This is a genomic window from Sphingobium sp. TomTYG72 (assembly GCF_055394715.1).
Window position 1 is genome coordinate 1,105,805 of the sequence record NZ_AP027336.1, and the last position, 15,467, is coordinate 1,121,271.

Here is a 15,467-nt window from a genome sequence, read left to right on the forward strand (position 1 = left end):
GCTTTGTTACAGATGCTACACCTATCGGCCCGGCCCTCCTGATAGACACTTCTGATCAAGAGAGGAGAGACCATGGCTTTTTCATCTATATTGGTCGCTATCGACATCCATGATCATGATCATGCAAAGTCCGCACTGGAGGCGGCGGCGGCGCTTTCCACGGGCGGTGCGAAAGTACATATTCTTTATGTGCGATATTTCCTTCCGGTGAACTATGAGGGCGCGATCACCGTCGATTTCGACACGCAGGAGATCACAGAGGCTCATCGACAAGTCGACGAATGGAAAGCCGAGTTCGGCCTGACCCATGCCACTTTCGCGTCCCATCGCGGTCGGGTTCGCGATGAAGTTCTGGATGAAGCGCAGCGCGTGGGCGCCGACCTCATCATCATCGGCTCGCACCAACCGTCGCTCTCATCCCGCGTGCTGGGCTCCAACGCCGCCGCGATCGTCCGCAATTCGCCGATTAGTGTGCTAATCGCGCGTCAGAAAGACATCGGCTGACTCATGCCCGCCAGCCGATGGCCTACCCGCCATCGGCAACCGGCCTGATCGCTGGATCAGATTTCCAGCTGCGATCCCAGTTCCACTACCCGATTGGTCGGCAGCTTGAAAAACGCCATCGGACTTTCCGCATTCCGCACCATCCACGCGAAAAGCCGCTCGCGCCATATGGCCATGCCGGGGCGGGATGACGGCACCAGCGTCTCGCGGCTGAGGAAATAGCTGGTGTCGGCAACGCCGATCGGTCCGCCGCAGTCGCGCACCGCCTTCATCGCGGCGGGCACATCGACATTTTCCATGAAGCCGTGGCGCAGCATCAGGCGATAGAAACCCGCGCCATGATCTTCGACGCTGGTACGGCCGTAATAGGGCAAATGCGGCACTTCCTCCGCCCGCACGGTCAGGATGATGTTGCGCTCATGCAGGATGCGGTTGTGCTTGACGTTGTGGAGCAGGGCCGGCGGAACACCCTCCGTCGTTGAGGATAGGAAGATCGCCGTGCCCGGCACCCGTTTCAATGACGCTCCAGCTGACTTGATGAACACGTCCAGGTCCATCGCATCTTCGCGCAGACGATTGCGCATGATCCGCCGCCCCGAAGCCCAGGTCGTCAGCACCAGGAAGGATATGGCCGCCACCAGCAGCGGGAACCATCCGCCATCCGGAATCTTGGTCGCGTTCGACAGGAAATATGCGCCATCGATGATCAGGAACAGGCCCGTCACCATGCCCGCGACGAACGGGTTCCAGCGCCAGACGCTGAACATCAACGCCCCCATCAGGCAGGTGGTGATAACCATCGTCCCCGTGACCGCGATGCCATAGGCCGCCGCCAAATTGCTCGAACTGCCAAAGCCCAGCACCAGCATGATAACCAGCACCAGAAGCGTCCAGTTGATCAGCGGCACATATATCTGCCCCGCCGCCGACGCGCTGGTATGCAGGATGCGCAGGCGCGGCAGGAAACCCAGCTGCACCGCCTGCCGCGTCACGGAAAAGGCGCCGGATATGACCGCCTGGCTCGCGATCACCGTCGCCAATGTCGCCAGGATCACCAGCGGCAGCCTCGCCCATTCGGGAGCCAGCAGGAAGAACGGATTCTTCGCCGCCGCAGGCTCATCCAGCAGCAACGCTCCCTGCCCCAGATAGTTGAGCATCAGGCACGGCAGCGCCGCGTAAAGCCAAGCGATGCTAATCGCCTTGCGCCCGAAATGCCCCATATCGGCATAGAGCGCCTCCGCCCCCGTCACCGCGAGGACCACCGATCCCAAAGCCAGAAATGCCAGTTTCGGATCGATCAGGAAGAAGTGCAGCGCCCACCAAGGATTGACGATGGCGAAGATCTCCGGGTGCCGCACTATGTTGGCGATACCCAGGATCGCGAGCACCAGGAAATAGACCACCATGATCGGCCCGAACAGCGCACCGACTCGGGCCGTGCCGATGCTCTGGATAACGAACAGGGCGATCAGGATGACGATCGCGATCGGCAGCACCAGCGGCGTCAGCCCCGCCTGCACCACCGTCAGCCCCTCTACCGCCGAGAGGACAGAGACCGCCGGAGTGATGATCGCATCCCCGTAAAAGAGCGCGGTGGCAAGCACGCCCAGCGCCGCGATCGTGGGCGTCCAGCGCGTCTCGCCCATCCGCCGCCCGATCAGCGCCAGCAGCGCCATGCTGCCGCCCTCGCCATTATTGTCGGCTCGCAGGATGATGAACACATATTTGACCGTGACGACCATGGTCATCGTCCAGAAGATCAGCGACAGCACGCCATAAATATGGACCGGATCGACCGCGAGCGGATGGTGACCGACAAAGCTTTCCTTCAGCGCATAGAGTGGAGAGGTTCCGATGTCCCCAAACACCACCCCCAACGCGCCGAGTGCGAGTCCGTGAAGCGGACCATGCGCCGCATGCCCCCCGCTAACCGGCAAGTCCTTGTCAGCCATAAGGCAGAAAACCCCCAACTTTAGCGAGCGGCTATGCCACAATCCGGGATGGCAGCGCCATGGGGACAGGCGGCCATCCGCTATTTTATATTTCGACCCGCCAACTCCAAAAGTCCCACCTACCCCTTGTCAGTCCGGGGAAAGCGCGCCAAGGACGGCAGCAACTTGGACTGAGGGGATGCTGGCCGATGAGCCATTATGACGTTCTGATCGTAGGCGCGGGCCATGCAGGCGCGCAGGCGGCCATTTCGCTTCGTCAACTCGGCTTTGAAGGGTCTGTCGCCATGATCGGTGACGAAAAATACCCGCCCTATGAACGCCCGCCGCTGTCGAAGGAATATTTCGCGGGCGACAAGGTCTTCGACCGCATCCTCATCCGCCCCGCCGCCTTCTGGGAAGAGCGCAAGATCGACATGCTGCTCGGCCACCGGGTGAAGGCCGTCGATCCGGAAAACCAGACCGTCACCATCGGAAATGAGCAGATTTCCTACGGCAAGCTCATCTGGTGCACGGGCGGCAGCCCGCGCATGCTGACCTGCGACGGCGCCGACGCGCCCAACGTCCATGCCGTCCGCCGCCGCGACGATGTCGACGCCATGATGGCGAAGATGGACCAGATCAATCATGTCGTCGTGATCGGTGGCGGCTATATCGGGCTGGAAGCAGCCGCCGTGCTGACGAAGTTCGGCAAGAAGGTCGTGCTGCTCGAAGCGCTCGACCGCGTCCTCGCCCGCGTCGCCGGTGAAGAACTCTCCCGCTTCTATGAAGCTGAACATCGCGCCCATGGCGTCGATCTGCGCACGGGTGCCAAGATGGACTGCATCGAGGTGCAGGATGGCAAGGCGACCGCCGTGCTGATGCAGGATGGCGAACGGATCGAAACCGACATGGTGATCGTCGGTATCGGCATCATCCCCGAAACCGGCCCGCTGATCGCTGCGGGCGCTACTGGCGGCAATGGCGTCGATGTCGATGAATATTGCCGCACCAGCCTGCCCAACATCTACGCCGTCGGCGACTGCGCATCCCACGCCAACCGCTTCGCGCGCGGCGCCCAGCTTCGCCTTGAGTCGGTGCAGAATGCCAATGATCAGGCAAAAACGGCCGTCGCGCACATCATGGGCAAGGAAGAAGCCTATGACGCCGTGCCCTGGTTCTGGTCCAACCAATATGATCTGAAGCTCCAGACCGTGGGCCTTTCGATCGGCCATGACCACACCATCCTGCGCGGCGATCCGGCGACCCGCAGCTTTTCGGTCCTGTATCTGAAGGCCGGAAAGCTCATCGCGCTCGACTGCGTCAATGCAGTGAAGGACTATGTGCAGGGCCGCGCCCACGTCCTGTCGGGTGCCCTTCTCGACCAAGCGCAGCTGGCCGATTCTTCGGTCCCGCTAAAGGAAGTCGGCCTGGCCTGAGCCCCCGCGATCGGTACTTGCCCCCGCGCAAAGCGTTGCTATCACCTTGAAGCAACGCGCTTTGTGACGGAAGGTAGGGCCATGACAGGTCGATTGCGACAGCTCCTCTGGCCCCTGATCGCAGGCACCGCGCTGCTGCCGATGCCCGCCGCATCGGCAACGCGGGGCTATACCATCACCAGTTTCGACGCGATCCGGGTCGACGCACCTGTGGAGGTGATCATCACCACCGGTGCTGGCGCTTCCGCCAAAGTCGATGGCGATCAATCGCTAATCGAACGACTGCACATCGATGTATCCGGGCGTCTGCTGACGATCAGGATGGACCGCGCCCAATCCGGCGAGAAAAGCGGCGGCCGTGCCACCGTCCGCCTTTCGACTGGTACGCTCGAAAGGCTGGTGCTGACGGGCGGCGGCTCCATCTCGGTCAGCCGGATGAAGGGTTTGCGGGGAGAGATTGTGCTTGGCGGCAATGGCGATGTCAGCGTCGCGGCGGTTGACCTCGACCAGCTTAGCCTCGGCGTCGCAGGCGCAGGCCGCGCAACATTGGCGGGGCGAGCCGCAATCGCGACAGTGCGCGTGAACGGCCCGGGCGCGGTAGCTGCCGATGGCCTGCGCGTCCGCCAGGCGACGGTCAGCAATGACGGCCCCGGCAATGTCGCCCTGACCGCCGACGTGACCGCCAAGATATCAGCATCAGGCTCGGGTGACGTCACCATCGTCGGCAAGGCCGCCTGCCAGGTCGAAAATCGCGGCACCGGCCGCGTCTCCTGCGGCGGCGAAGCCTATTAGCGCGCCGAACCTTCTACCGCACTGCATCTCTCACCGTTCGCCCTGAGCCTGTCGAAGGGCTCTACTTCCTTTTAGAAAGGAGAGGGCTTCGACATTCGAATGAGGCGAGTGACTCTTTCGGACAGCCCGAACGGGACTGAGTGATTCCAGCAACGCAGAACGCTAGACCTGTCACCCCCCACAAACCCACCCCCCCACTAACCTTATCAAAGTGTTTACCGCGACCCCATAGACCATAGGGCACCAGCCATTGCCGGATCGTCCCATGTTCGCTCGTGCCCTCCTCCTCTTCCTCTTCATGGCCTCCCCTCAAACGGCAGAAGCGCAGGGTGCGGTGGCCGTCGCGGACAGCGGAGACACGGCCTGGATGATCCTCTGCGCCCTCCTGGTACTGCTCGCCGGACTTCCTGGCCTGCTTCTGCGCCACGCGGGCCTCGTCAATGTACGAAGCGCGCTTTCGGCAAGCACCCAGCTTCTCGTCGTCGCGGCGGGGGCATCGCTCGCCTGGGCCGTCGCCGGATACAGCCTCAGCTTCGCACCGGGCAGTGCATGGCTGGGTGGCGGAGCGAACCTCCTACTCGCCAACCTCGGCTCCCTGAAGGCCGGGCTGACCGTTCCCGAATCAGCATTCGTCCTGTTCCAGATGGCCTTGGCACTCTTTGCCGTCTGCCTCCTCCCTGGCGCCACGGCGGGACGCGCGCGCTTCGGCTGGATGGCGGCCCTTGCCCCGCTCTGGCTGCTGATCGTCTATGCCCCGCTGGTTCATGGCATCTGGGGCGGCGGCTGGCTTGCAGCGCTCGGCGTCATCGACTTTTCCGGCGGCCTCGTCATGCACATGAGCGCAGGCTTTTCAGCCCTCGCACTTTCCCTGATCCTCGGCCGCCGCCCCCGGCAAGCCACCGCGAGCCACGCACCTGTGCTTAGTCTCGCGGGTGGCGCATTGATCTGGATAGGCTGGGCGGGCATTTCCGGCGGCTGGGCTCTTGGCGCCACAGACAATGCCGCCACGGCGATCCTCAACACGCATTTCGCGGCCTGCGCGGGCGCCCTCGCATGGGCGCTGTCGGATCGCGCCGCGACCGGTCGCATAAGCGCCACCGGCATCATGTCGGGCGCTGTCGCTGGTCTCGCCGCCATATCTGCCTCGGCCGCCCTTTCGGGTCCCGGAGGCGCCATGCTGATCGGCCTTGGCGCCGCGCTTCTCTGCCGCATCGCAAAGGCAACATTCGGGCGCGGCGTCGATGATCCGGCGTCGGTCTTCCTGCTGCATGGGGTAGGCGGCCTGATCGGCGCCCTGCTGTTGCCGCTATTTGTTCAACCGCTCCTCGGCGGCGTCGGTTTCGAAGGCGACATCAGCCTCGCGGCAGCCATGCTGAGCCAATTGGCCGGTGTCATCGCCGTCGCCCTCTGGTCCATGGCGGGAACCTCCATCGTCGCGCTGCTGCTATCGGTCGTACTGCCCATGCGTCTAACGGCAGAGGAAGCCGCAGAGGGCCTTGATCAGGTCGACCATGGCCAACAAGGCTGGGACTTCCGCTAACATCATGGGCATCGCCGTCGGCATCTTCGCCCATCAGGAGGAGCGGCGGATTGGCACCTGCCTCGCCTCGCTCCCGCTGGATCGGGCGGACACCGTCTATCATGTCCTCGTCAACGGCTCGACCGACGCCACCGCAGCCCGCGCCCACGACATCACAGCCGGGCGAGCCAATGTCCGCGTGCATGACATCGCCCAAGGCGGCAAGTCGCGAACGTGGAACCATCTGATCCATGATCTGCTGGACGGAACCGACGAAGCCGTCATCCTCCTCGATGGCGACGCCCAGATCGCACCCGGCTCCCTCGACGCGCTGGTGGCAGCGGTAGGATGCAACGGAATCAATGCAGCGGCGGGCATGCCACTCAACGGGCGAATGGCCGCGCATTACCGCCACCTGCTGTCAACAGACGGCGGCCTCTTTGGCGATCTTTACGCACTGTCCGGCCATTTCGTGAACCGCGTCCGCGCGCGCCGGTTGCGCCTTCCCGATGATCTGATCGGAGACGATGGCCTCGTCGCGGCATGGGCTCATACCGACCTGCAAACCGATGCCGCATGGCTGCGTCAGCGTGTCATCGCTTGCGAAGAAGCTGGCTTCCTCTGCGAACCCGTCCGCCTCACCAGCCCCGCAAGCTGGCGCATGCAATATCGGCGGATGACCAATTATTCGCTGCGCTTCTTCCAGAACCGCATCGTGTCCGACATCATGGGTAGGCAAGGACCCGACGGCCTGCCGCGCGAACTGCGCAGCCTCTACGCCGCATGGCTCCCCCGCTTAGCGCCTCGCTCCGGCCCCACCGGGTTTTTCGACCGGAAAGCACTGGAGCGAATGCGGCAAGCAGCCGCTTAGCGGTCCTTGCCCGCCAACTCCTTGTTGATGAACAGAGCCAGCCCCGTCACGACCGCGCCGGAAAAAAGATAAGCGCCCGAAGCCGCCAGCCCAAATGTGACCGACAGCGACAGCGCCACCAGCGGTGCAAACCCCGCCCCCACCAGCCAGGCAAGGTCCGACGTCAACGCAGACCCGGTATAGCGCGTCGCCGTCGAGAAGTTGGACGCCACCACGCCCGAAGACTGCCCAAAGCTCAATCCCAGCAGCATGAACCCCAGGATCATGAACGCGATTTCAGCCAGCTCGCCACCATTGAGCAGCAGCGGCGCAGCAATGCTGAATATCCCGATCCCCAGCGCCGACCAAGCCAGCAGCTTACGCCGCCCCACCATGTCCGCGACAAATCCCGACACGACGATCGCCAACACGCCCACGCTCGCCCCAATCGCCTCGATCACCAGGAAGCGCTCCAGCGGCTGTTTCGTATAAAGCGCGATCCAAGACAGCGGAAACACCGATACCATGTGAAACAGCGCGAAGCTCGCCAGCGGGGCAAAGGCGCCGATAACGATGTTCCGCCCCTCCGTCCGCACCGTCTCGATGACCGGCGAAGGCTGCAACTCCCGCGCCTCGAACAGCCGCTCAAACTCATGCGTCACCACGATCCGCAGCCGCGCGAACAGCGCCACCACATTGATCGCAAACGCCACGAAGAAGGGATAGCGCCAGCCCCAATCAAGGAAATCGGCCCGCGACAGGTTCGACAGGAAGAAAGCAAACAACCCACTCGCCACAACCAGCGCCAACGGCGCGCCCAGCTGCGGCATCATCGCATACCAGCCGCGCTTGTTCTGCGGCGCATTAAGCGACAGCAGCGACGCCAGCCCGTCCCACGTCCCGCCCAGCGCAATCCCCTGCCCCGCCCGCAACACCGCCAGCAGCACCGCCGACCAGATGCCAACCGTCTCATAACCCGGCAGAAACGCGATAAACGCCGTCGATCCGCCCAGCAGGAACAGCGCGATAGTGAGCTTCACGCCTCGCCCATAGGCCCGGTCCACCGCCATGAAGATGAACGACCCTATCGGCCGCGTTACGAACGCCAGCGCAAAGATCGCGAAGGACCAGAGCGTCCCCGCCAGCGGGCTCAGAAAGGGAAAGACGTGCGACGGAAAAACGATGCACGAAGCAATCGCATAGACGAAGAAGTCGAAAAACTCCGACGTCCGCCCAATGATCACGCCGATCGCGATCTCACCCGGCGCAACCCGATGGTCACGCGCAGTGACAAGGCGTGCATCGCGCTCCAGCGGCGTCGAGGATGGCGTAGTGGTCGCGGCGTTCATCTGTTCGGCCAAGCCTTCATGCTGCGGGAACGATCCATGCCCAACATCGTTGCAGCATAGCGAATCGTCCCGGTGGTCGAAAGGCCATTGCCCTATTTTGCGCCTGCGAGGGGATAGGACAAAAGGTCCAATGTCGATCGCCACGCCACCCCCTTATGCGGGCTTCATGACCGCACGCCCTCGCCCCTTTTCCCGAGCTTTTCTGCGCCGAATCGCGCCCTTGCTGCTGTTGCCGCTCGGCGCATGCAACTGGGTGGTCATGTCCCCTGCGGGTGATGTCGCGGTGCAACAGCGCGATCTGATCATCATTTCGACGCTGCTCATGCTACTCATCATCCTGCCGGTGATGGCGACGACGATCTGGTTCGCTTGGCGTTACCGGGAAAAGGCGCAGGCGAAGGATTATGATCCCGATTGGGACCATTCGACCAGCCTTGAGCTGCTGATCTGGTCGGCTCCGCTGCTGATCATCATCGCTCTCGGCGCCATCACCTGGACCAGCACGCACCTGCTCGATCCCTATCGCCCGATCGAGCGCATCGATCATGAGCGCAAGGTCGATCCTGCCGCCAAGCGCCTTCAGGTCGAAGTCGTCGCGCTCGACTGGAAATGGCTGTTCATCTACCCCGAACTCGGCATCGCAACGGTCAACGAACTGGCCGCCCCGGTCGATCAGCCGATCGAGTTCAAGATCACCTCCGCGACGCTCATGAACAGCTTCTTCGTGCCCGCGCTCGCCGGCCAGATCTACGCCATGCCCGGCATGCAGACCGTCCTCCACGCCGTCGCCAACAAGCCCGGCAATTTCGAAGGCTTCTCCGCCAACTATTCCGGCGCAGGCTTCTCCCACATGCGCTTCCGCTTCAAGGCGATGGATCAGGCGGGCTTCGACCGCTGGGTCGCGCAGGTCAAGGCCAGCAACGCAAAGCTGGACCGGGCCACCTATGTGAAGCTGGAGCAGCCCAGCGAAAAGGTGCCACCGATGTATTTCGCAGGCGTCGAGCCCAAGCTGTTCCACGCGGCCCTCAACATGTGCGCCCAGCCCGGCAAGCGCTGCATGGATGAGGTCATGATGACCGACATGATGGGCGGCGGCGGCAAGGAATCGGCGCGTGATACGGAAGGTCTGCGTCATGACGGCACGATCGATGTCGGCGGCTTTCATCCGGTCGAGCCGGGCAAGAAGGGCGAAATCGCTCAGCCCGTCGGCATGACGCCAGCGGCTGAACGCACACCTGCTGCCCAAGGCCATGAGGCTCCGGGGCAGAAGGATGCCGATGGGCATGCGCATCCCCACCATGAGGGAATGTGATGCCGCTGCCTCCCTCCCTTAGCCGTCATCCTGAACTTGTTTCAGGATCCATCCCTCCCCACGCAAAGGCACGATGGATGCTGAAACAAGTTCAGCATGACGGGATTGGCCCGCCCCCGCGCACTCGTTCAATTTCGCCCAAAGGCTAACCCCCATGTCCCCTCATCCCGCCTCCGAAAACAGCGGCATCTGGAAACTGATCTTCGGCCGCCTCGACTGGAGCGCCGTCCCGATCAACGAGCCGATCGTCATGGGCACCTTCATCGCGGTCGTCATCGGCGGCGCAGCGGTCCTCGGCCTCGTCACCAAATATCGCCTCTGGGGCATGCTGTGGCGCGACTGGTTCACGACCGTCGACCACAAGCGCATCGGCATCATGTACATGATCCTCGGCCTCATCATGTTCCTGCGCGGTTTCGCCGATGCCCTCATGATGCGCCTGCAACAGGCATGGGCCTTCAACGGCTCGGAAGGCTATCTGAACGCGCATCATTACGACCAGATATTCACCGCGCACGGCGTCATCATGATCTTCTTCGTGGCGATGCCGATGATCACCGGGATCATGAACTATATGGTCCCGCTGCAAATCGGCGCGCGCGACGTCAGCTTCCCCTTCCTCAATAATTTCAGCTTCTGGATGACGACCGCTGGCGCCGTCATCACCATGATGTCGCTGTTCGTGGGCGAATTCGCTCGCACCGGCTGGCTCGCCTATCCTCCCCTGTCAGGCATCGCCTACAGTCCCGGAGTAGGCGTCGATTATTATATCTGGGGCCTTCAGATAGCAGGCATCGGCACGCTGTTGTCCGGCGTCAACCTGATCGCGACCATCGTAAAGATGCGCGCGCCCGGCATGAGCATGATGAAGCTCCCCATCTTCGTCTGGACCTCGCTCTGTTCCAACATCCTGATCGTCGCTGCCTTCCCGGTGCTGACCGCCGTCCTCGCGCTCTTGAGCCTCGACCGCTATGTCGGCACGGCCTTCTTCACCAACGACATGGGCGGCAACCCCATGATGTACGTGAACCTCATCTGGATCTGGGGCCATCCGGAGGTTTACATCCTCATCCTGCCGCTGTTCGGCGTGTTCAGTGAAGTCACCTCGACCTTCTCGTCAAAGCGCCTCTTCGGCTATTCCTCGATGGTCTATGCGACGGTCGTCATCGCGATCCTCAGCTACCTGGTCTGGCTGCACCATTTCTTCACCATGGGCTCGGGCGCCAGCGTCAACAGCTTCTTCGGCATCACGACGATGGTCATCTCGATCCCGACCGGGGCCAAGCTCTTCAACTGGCTCTTCACCATGTATCGCGGCCGCATCCGCTTTGAGCTGCCGATGATGTGGACGGTCGCCTTCATGCTGACCTTCACGGTCGGCGGCATGACCGGCGTGCTGCTTGCGGTGCCGCCCGCCGACTTCGTCCTCCACAACTCGCTGTTCCTGATCGCGCATTTCCATAACGTGATCATCGGCGGCGTGTTGTTCGGCCTGTTCGCGGCGATCAACTACTGGTGGCCCAAGGCATTCGGCTTCAAGCTCGACCGGACATGGGGCGTGCGCAGCTTCTGGCTGTGGGTCGTCGGCTTCTGGGTCGCCTTTATGCCGCTCTATATCCTCGGCCTGATGGGCGTCACCCGCCGCATGCGCGTGTTCGATGATCCAAGCCTGCAGATCTGGTTCCAGATCGCGGCCCTCGGCGCCCTCATGATCGCGGCCGGCATCGCCTGCATGCTGATCCAGTTCGCCGTCAGCATCATCAACCGTGACAAGCTGCGCGACACGACCGGCGACCCATGGGACGGTCGCACGCTCGAATGGGCGACCAGCTCCCCGCCGCCGGACTATAATTTTGCCTTCACCCCCGTCATCCATGATGGCGACGCATGGGCGGACATGAAGAAGCGCGGCTATCAGCGTCCGCTCTCGGGCTATGAAGCCATCCACATGCCCAGCAACACCGGCACCGGCGTCATCATCGCGGGCCTGTCCGTGGCCTTCGGGGTCGGCATGATCTGGTACATGTGGTGGCTCGCGGGCCTCAGCTTCATTGGCATCCTGGCCGTCGCGATCGGCCACACCTTCAACTACAAGCGCGACTTCTACATCCCCAAGGATGTGGTCGAGCGCACAGAGGGCGAGCGCACGCGCAGCCTCGCGATGCAGGGCTGAACCATCATGGCAAGCGCACCCACTATAGACGCCGCTTTCCTCGACAAGGACGGCAACCCGCTCTTCCATCTGGAACATGAGCCCCACCATCCGGAAGGCTCCAGCACCATGCTGGGCTTCTGGATCTACCTGATGAGCGATTGTCTCATCTTCGCCTGCCTGTTCGCGACCTACGCGGTGCTGGGCGGCAGCTATGCGGCGGGGCCAAGCCCGAAGGACCTGTTCGACCTGCCCCTCGTCGCGCTCAACACCGCGATGCTGCTCTTCTCCTCCATCACCTATGGCTTTGCCATGCTGGCGATGGAAAAGAACAGGGTGGCCGCGACGCAAGGCTGGCTGGCCATCACCGGCCTGTTCGGCCTCGCCTTCCTGTCGATCGAACTCTACGAGTTCGCGCACCTTATCCATGAAGGCGCGACCCCGATGCGTTCGGGCTTCCTGTCGGCCTTCTTCACGCTGGTGGGCACGCACGGGCTGCACGTCACTTTCGGCACGATCTGGCTGGTGACACTGATGGTGCAGGTAGCCAAAAAGGGCCTGATCCCCGCCAACCAGCGCCGCCTCATGTGCCTGTCGATGTTCTGGCACTTCCTCGACGTCATCTGGATCGGCGTCTTCACCTTCGTTTATCTCATGGGAATGCTGCGATGAGCGCGCACGGCCACAGCCATCACGACGATCATCATGGGCACGCCCCTGCCCATGGCACCTTCGGCAGCTACATGATCGGCTTCGGCCTGTCAGTGATCCTGACGGCCATCCCCTTCTGGCTCGTCATGACGGGAGTGCTGGGCGATCCGCAACTGACCGCCTTCACCATCATGGGCTTCGCGGTCGTGCAGATATTGGTCCACATGATCTACTTCCTGCACATGAACACTCGCTCGGAAGGCGGCTGGACGATGCTGGCGCTGATCTTCACGATCGTGCTGGTGGTCATCACCCTGTCCGGATCGATCTGGGTCATGTATCATCTCAATCACAATATGATGCCGCAAATGGATATGAGCGTGCATGACATGAGCCAGATGCCGTGACAGCCCCCCAACCCCGCCGCCGATCGGCGGGGTTCCTGATCATCTTCTCGCTGGCCGCCGCCCTGGCGGTCGCGGGGCTGGTCAGTCTGGGCGTCTGGCAGGTGAATCGCCTGGCATGGAAGCGCGACCTGATCGCAAAAGTCGAAAGCCGTGTTCACGCCGCCCCTGTCCCGGCTCCCTCGTCAGCCAGCGACAAAGATGCCTACACCCGAGTGATCGCGACCGGCCATTTCCTGCACGACCGCGCGACTTTAGTGCAGGCTTCGACGGTTCGCGGGGCGGGCTTCTGGGTGCTTACTCCGCTCATGACCAATCGCGGCTTCACCCTGCTCGTCAACCGCGGCTTCATCCCGCCTGACGCGCGGAACAGCTATTCACGACCGGAAGGGAGCGTCCAGATAACGGGGCTCATGCGCCTGACCGAACCGGGCGGCGGCTTCCTGCGCTCTAACGATCCTGCCGCAAATCGCTGGTATTCACGCGACGTTGCCGCCATCGCCGCCGCGCGCCGCCTTCGCGCGCCGGTCGCCAATTATTTCATCGATGCCGAACGCAGCGGCCCGCCAGCGTCCTTGCCCATAGGCGGGCTAACCGTCCTCACCTTCCCGAACAGCCATCTTTCCTACGCCCTCACATGGTTCGCGCTGGCGGCGATGGCGGCTGGCGCCTACATCTTCGTCATGCGCCATGAATGGAAGGAAAGACGGTCTTGAAGCGGTGGCTTTCCACAGGCGCCCGCCTGCTGCCCAGCCAATGGCCAGCGGACGCGGCCGGGCGCAAGAATATGGCGCTGCTCGCCCAGCTTCGCTGGATCGCGATCGCCGGACAGGTCGCGACGATCCTGTTCGTGCATTGGGGCATGGGGATCAGCCTGCCTGTCGCCCCCATGCTGCTTGTCGCCTCGATCGGGGCAGCGGTGAATGTCGCCACCTTCGCAACGCTGCGCCGCCGTACCGACGTTGCGCATATCGAGCTGTTCCTGGCGCTCGTCTTCGACGTGCTCTTGCTGACAACCCAACTGTATCTCAGCGGCGGCGCGACCAATCCCTTCATCGCGCTCTACCTGCTTCAGGTCGCGCTGGGCGCGGTGCTGCTCGACCGATGGAGCATCTGGGGCATCGTCCTTCTGTCGCTGCTCTGCGCCGCGATACTGTCCCTCGTCTATCGGCCACTGGAGCTTACCGACGCACTGGAGGGCCGCCTCTTCGATCTGCACATCCTCGGCACCTGGATTTGCCTAGCCATGATCGCGGTGCTGCTGGTCCTTTTCATGAGCCGGGTAACCCGAAACCTCCAGGCCCGCGAAGCCTATCTCGCCCAGCTACGCCAGCAGGCGGCGGAGGAAGAACATATCGTCCGCATGGGCCTCCTCGCCTCAGGTGCGGCCCATGAACTCGGCACTCCCCTCTCCCAGCTCGCCGTCGTGCTGGGCGACTGGCGCCACATGCCCGAAATCACAGCGCACCCGTCCCTTCTCGAGGAAGTCGGCGAGATGCAGGCAGCCGTCCAACGCTGTAAACAGATATTGACAGGCATTCTCATTTCCTCCGGCGAAGCCCGAGGCGAAGCTCCAAAAGTCACGCCAATTCGCGATTTCATTCTTGAAATCGCCCAAAGCTGGCGCTCCGCCAATCCCACAATCCCCCTCCGCTGCGATTTCGGCCCCCACGATTATCCCCGCATCATCGCCGATCCCGTCATCCGCCAAGCCATCACAAACCTGCTCGACAACGCCCGCGAAGCAGGCGCCACCTACATCGACCTGCTCATCGGGCGGGACAGCAACTCACTCAACATCGCCGTCCGCGACAATGGCAAGGGCTTCAGCGAACAAATGCTCGCCGATTTCGGCAAACCCTACCGCTCCAGCAAAGGCAAGCAAGGCAGCGGTCTCGGCCTCTTCCTGGTCGTCAACGTGGTCCGAAAACTCGGCGGCAACGTCTCCGCCAGCAACGGCGCGGACGGCGGCGCCCTCATCCTGCTCCGCCTCCCGCTCAGCACAGTCGCCTTCGAAGAGGAGTTGCCCAATGGAGGATGACCGGCTGCTGGTCCTTGTCGAGGATGACGAAGCCTTCGCCAAAACGCTCAAGCGCTCCTTCGAACGGCGCGGTTATCAGGTCCTGACCGCTGACAACCATGCTGCTCTTCTCGCCCTGCTCGAGAAACACCACCCCCGCTATGCAGTAGTCGATCTCAAGCTCGCATCTGAGTCCGGCCTGGTTTGCGTCCAGACACTTCATGCCCATGATCCCGACATGCTGATCGTCGTCCTGACCGGCTTCGCCAGCATCGCGACCGCTGTCGAAGCGATCAAGCTCGGCGCGTCGCATTATCTCGCCAAGCCCTCAAACACGGACGACATCGAAGCAGCATTCGCCCGGTCGACTGGCGACCCATCGACACCCCTCGCCCCACGTCCGACATCGATCAAGACGCTCGAGTGGGAGCATATTCACGAGGTGTTGAAGGACAGCGAATTCAACATATCCGAAGCAGCGCGCCGCCTCGGTATGCATCGCAGGACGTTGGCACGAAAGCTCGCCAAGCGGCAGGTCGGCTGATGC

At 62.7% G+C, this 15,467-nt stretch carries 14 protein-coding genes; 12 read left to right on the top strand and 2 right to left on the bottom strand.

Features of this window, described 5'->3' with window-relative positions:
• The first annotated feature begins 72 nt into the window (after positions 1-72).
• Positions 73-504, top strand: a complete 432-nt coding sequence (locus tag ACZ5U1_RS05650) for a universal stress protein (protein WP_464779737.1) — start codon at positions 73-75, stop codon at positions 502-504.
• 56 nt (positions 505-560) lie between these two features.
• Here ACZ5U1_RS05650 and ACZ5U1_RS05655 read toward each other — a convergent pair whose 3' ends face one another.
• Positions 561-2,456, bottom strand: coding sequence for a potassium transporter Kup (locus ACZ5U1_RS05655; protein WP_464779738.1), 1,896 nt, complete (start codon positions 2,454-2,456; stop codon positions 561-563).
• 188 nt (positions 2,457-2,644) lie between these two features.
• On the opposite strand from ACZ5U1_RS05655, the gene ACZ5U1_RS05660 reads away from it, so the two are divergent.
• The 4 genes from ACZ5U1_RS05660 (at position 2,645) to ACZ5U1_RS05675 (ending at position 7,053) form a co-directional block, all read left to right on the top strand.
• Complete coding sequence (locus tag ACZ5U1_RS05660) at positions 2,645-3,871, top strand: NAD(P)/FAD-dependent oxidoreductase (protein ID WP_464779739.1); 1,227 nt, start codon at positions 2,645-2,647, stop codon at positions 3,869-3,871.
• Between the two features lie 81 nt (positions 3,872-3,952).
• Entirely contained in the window at positions 3,953-4,663 is a 711-nt protein-coding gene (locus ACZ5U1_RS05665) for a head GIN domain-containing protein (protein WP_464779740.1), read from the top strand.
• A gap of 265 nt (positions 4,664-4,928) precedes the next feature.
• Positions 4,929-6,203, top strand: coding sequence for an ammonium transporter (locus tag ACZ5U1_RS05670; protein WP_464779741.1), 1,275 nt, complete (start codon positions 4,929-4,931; stop codon positions 6,201-6,203).
• A 4-nt stretch (positions 6,204-6,207) separates the two neighbouring features.
• Positions 6,208-7,053, top strand: a complete 846-nt coding sequence (locus tag ACZ5U1_RS05675; RefSeq protein ID WP_464779972.1) for a glycosyltransferase family 2 protein — start codon at positions 6,208-6,210, stop codon at positions 7,051-7,053.
• On the opposite strand, the gene ACZ5U1_RS05680 is transcribed toward ACZ5U1_RS05675, so the two are convergent.
• Positions 7,050-8,381, bottom strand: coding sequence for an MFS transporter (locus ACZ5U1_RS05680; protein WP_464779973.1), 1,332 nt, complete (start codon positions 8,379-8,381; stop codon positions 7,050-7,052). The two genes, ACZ5U1_RS05675 and ACZ5U1_RS05680, sit on opposite strands and share 4 nt — an antisense overlap.
• Before the next feature lie 166 nt (positions 8,382-8,547).
• Between ACZ5U1_RS05680 and cyoA the strand changes: the two genes are divergently transcribed.
• From cyoA to ACZ5U1_RS05715, 7 genes are all read left to right on the top strand, one after another.
• Positions 8,548-9,693, top strand: a complete 1,146-nt coding sequence (cyoA, locus tag ACZ5U1_RS05685; RefSeq protein WP_464779974.1) for a ubiquinol oxidase subunit II — start codon at positions 8,548-8,550, stop codon at positions 9,691-9,693.
• A 154-nt stretch (positions 9,694-9,847) separates the two neighbouring features.
• A complete protein-coding gene (cyoB, locus tag ACZ5U1_RS05690) occupies positions 9,848-11,866 on the top strand; it encodes a cytochrome o ubiquinol oxidase subunit I (protein WP_464779742.1) in 2,019 nt (672 codons plus the stop codon).
• Positions 11,867-11,872: 6 nt separating this feature from the next.
• Positions 11,873-12,517, top strand: a complete 645-nt coding sequence (gene cyoC, locus ACZ5U1_RS05695; protein ID WP_464779743.1) for a cytochrome o ubiquinol oxidase subunit III — start codon at positions 11,873-11,875, stop codon at positions 12,515-12,517.
• The gene (cyoD, locus tag ACZ5U1_RS05700) at positions 12,514-12,903 is read left to right on the top strand and encodes a cytochrome o ubiquinol oxidase subunit IV (protein ID WP_464779744.1); all 390 of its coding nucleotides are present in this window, start codon (positions 12,514-12,516) and stop codon (positions 12,901-12,903) included. Before cyoC ends, cyoD begins: the two co-directional genes overlap by 4 nt.
• Positions 12,900-13,616 (top strand): SURF1 family protein, encoded by a 717-nt coding sequence (locus ACZ5U1_RS05705; RefSeq protein ID WP_464779745.1) that lies wholly within the window; start codon positions 12,900-12,902, stop codon positions 13,614-13,616. The genes cyoD and ACZ5U1_RS05705 overlap by 4 nt, the downstream gene beginning before the upstream one ends.
• Positions 13,613-14,941 carry an ATP-binding protein gene (locus tag ACZ5U1_RS05710; RefSeq protein WP_464779746.1) on the top strand — a complete coding sequence of 443 codons (1,329 nt, stop codon included), beginning with the start codon at positions 13,613-13,615 and terminating at the stop codon, positions 14,939-14,941. Before ACZ5U1_RS05705 ends, ACZ5U1_RS05710 begins: the two co-directional genes overlap by 4 nt.
• Positions 14,931-15,464, top strand: a complete 534-nt coding sequence (locus ACZ5U1_RS05715; protein ID WP_464779747.1) for a response regulator transcription factor — start codon at positions 14,931-14,933, stop codon at positions 15,462-15,464. Before ACZ5U1_RS05710 ends, ACZ5U1_RS05715 begins: the two co-directional genes overlap by 11 nt.
• Positions 15,465-15,467 lie beyond the last annotated feature (3 nt).

What these genes read in the sequence shown, in the direction of transcription:
- cyoA (WP_464779974.1), top strand. Translation starts at nt 8,548, where the DNA reads ATGACCGCACGCCCTCGCCCCTTTTCCCGAGCTTTTCTGCGCCGAATC.
- ACZ5U1_RS05675 (WP_464779972.1), top strand. Translation starts at nt 6,208, where the DNA reads ATGGGCATCGCCGTCGGCATCTTCGCCCATCAGGAGGAGCGGCGGATT.
- ACZ5U1_RS05655 (WP_464779738.1), bottom strand. Translation starts at nt 2,456, where the DNA reads ATGGCTGACAAGGACTTGCCGGTTAGCGGGGGGCATGCGGCGCATGGT.
- cyoC (WP_464779743.1), top strand. Translation starts at nt 11,873, where the DNA reads ATGGCAAGCGCACCCACTATAGACGCCGCTTTCCTCGACAAGGACGGC.
- ACZ5U1_RS05680 (WP_464779973.1), bottom strand. Translation starts at nt 8,381, where the DNA reads ATGAACGCCGCGACCACTACGCCATCCTCGACGCCGCTGGAGCGCGAT.
- ACZ5U1_RS05660 (WP_464779739.1), top strand. Translation starts at nt 2,645, where the DNA reads ATGAGCCATTATGACGTTCTGATCGTAGGCGCGGGCCATGCAGGCGCG.
- ACZ5U1_RS05650 (WP_464779737.1), top strand. Translation starts at nt 73, where the DNA reads ATGGCTTTTTCATCTATATTGGTCGCTATCGACATCCATGATCATGAT.
- ACZ5U1_RS05715 (WP_464779747.1), top strand. Translation starts at nt 14,931, where the DNA reads ATGGAGGATGACCGGCTGCTGGTCCTTGTCGAGGATGACGAAGCCTTC.
- ACZ5U1_RS05670 (WP_464779741.1), top strand. Translation starts at nt 4,929, where the DNA reads ATGTTCGCTCGTGCCCTCCTCCTCTTCCTCTTCATGGCCTCCCCTCAA.
- ACZ5U1_RS05665 (WP_464779740.1), top strand. Translation starts at nt 3,953, where the DNA reads ATGACAGGTCGATTGCGACAGCTCCTCTGGCCCCTGATCGCAGGCACC.
- cyoB (WP_464779742.1), top strand. Translation starts at nt 9,848, where the DNA reads ATGTCCCCTCATCCCGCCTCCGAAAACAGCGGCATCTGGAAACTGATC.
- cyoD (WP_464779744.1), top strand. Translation starts at nt 12,514, where the DNA reads ATGAGCGCGCACGGCCACAGCCATCACGACGATCATCATGGGCACGCC.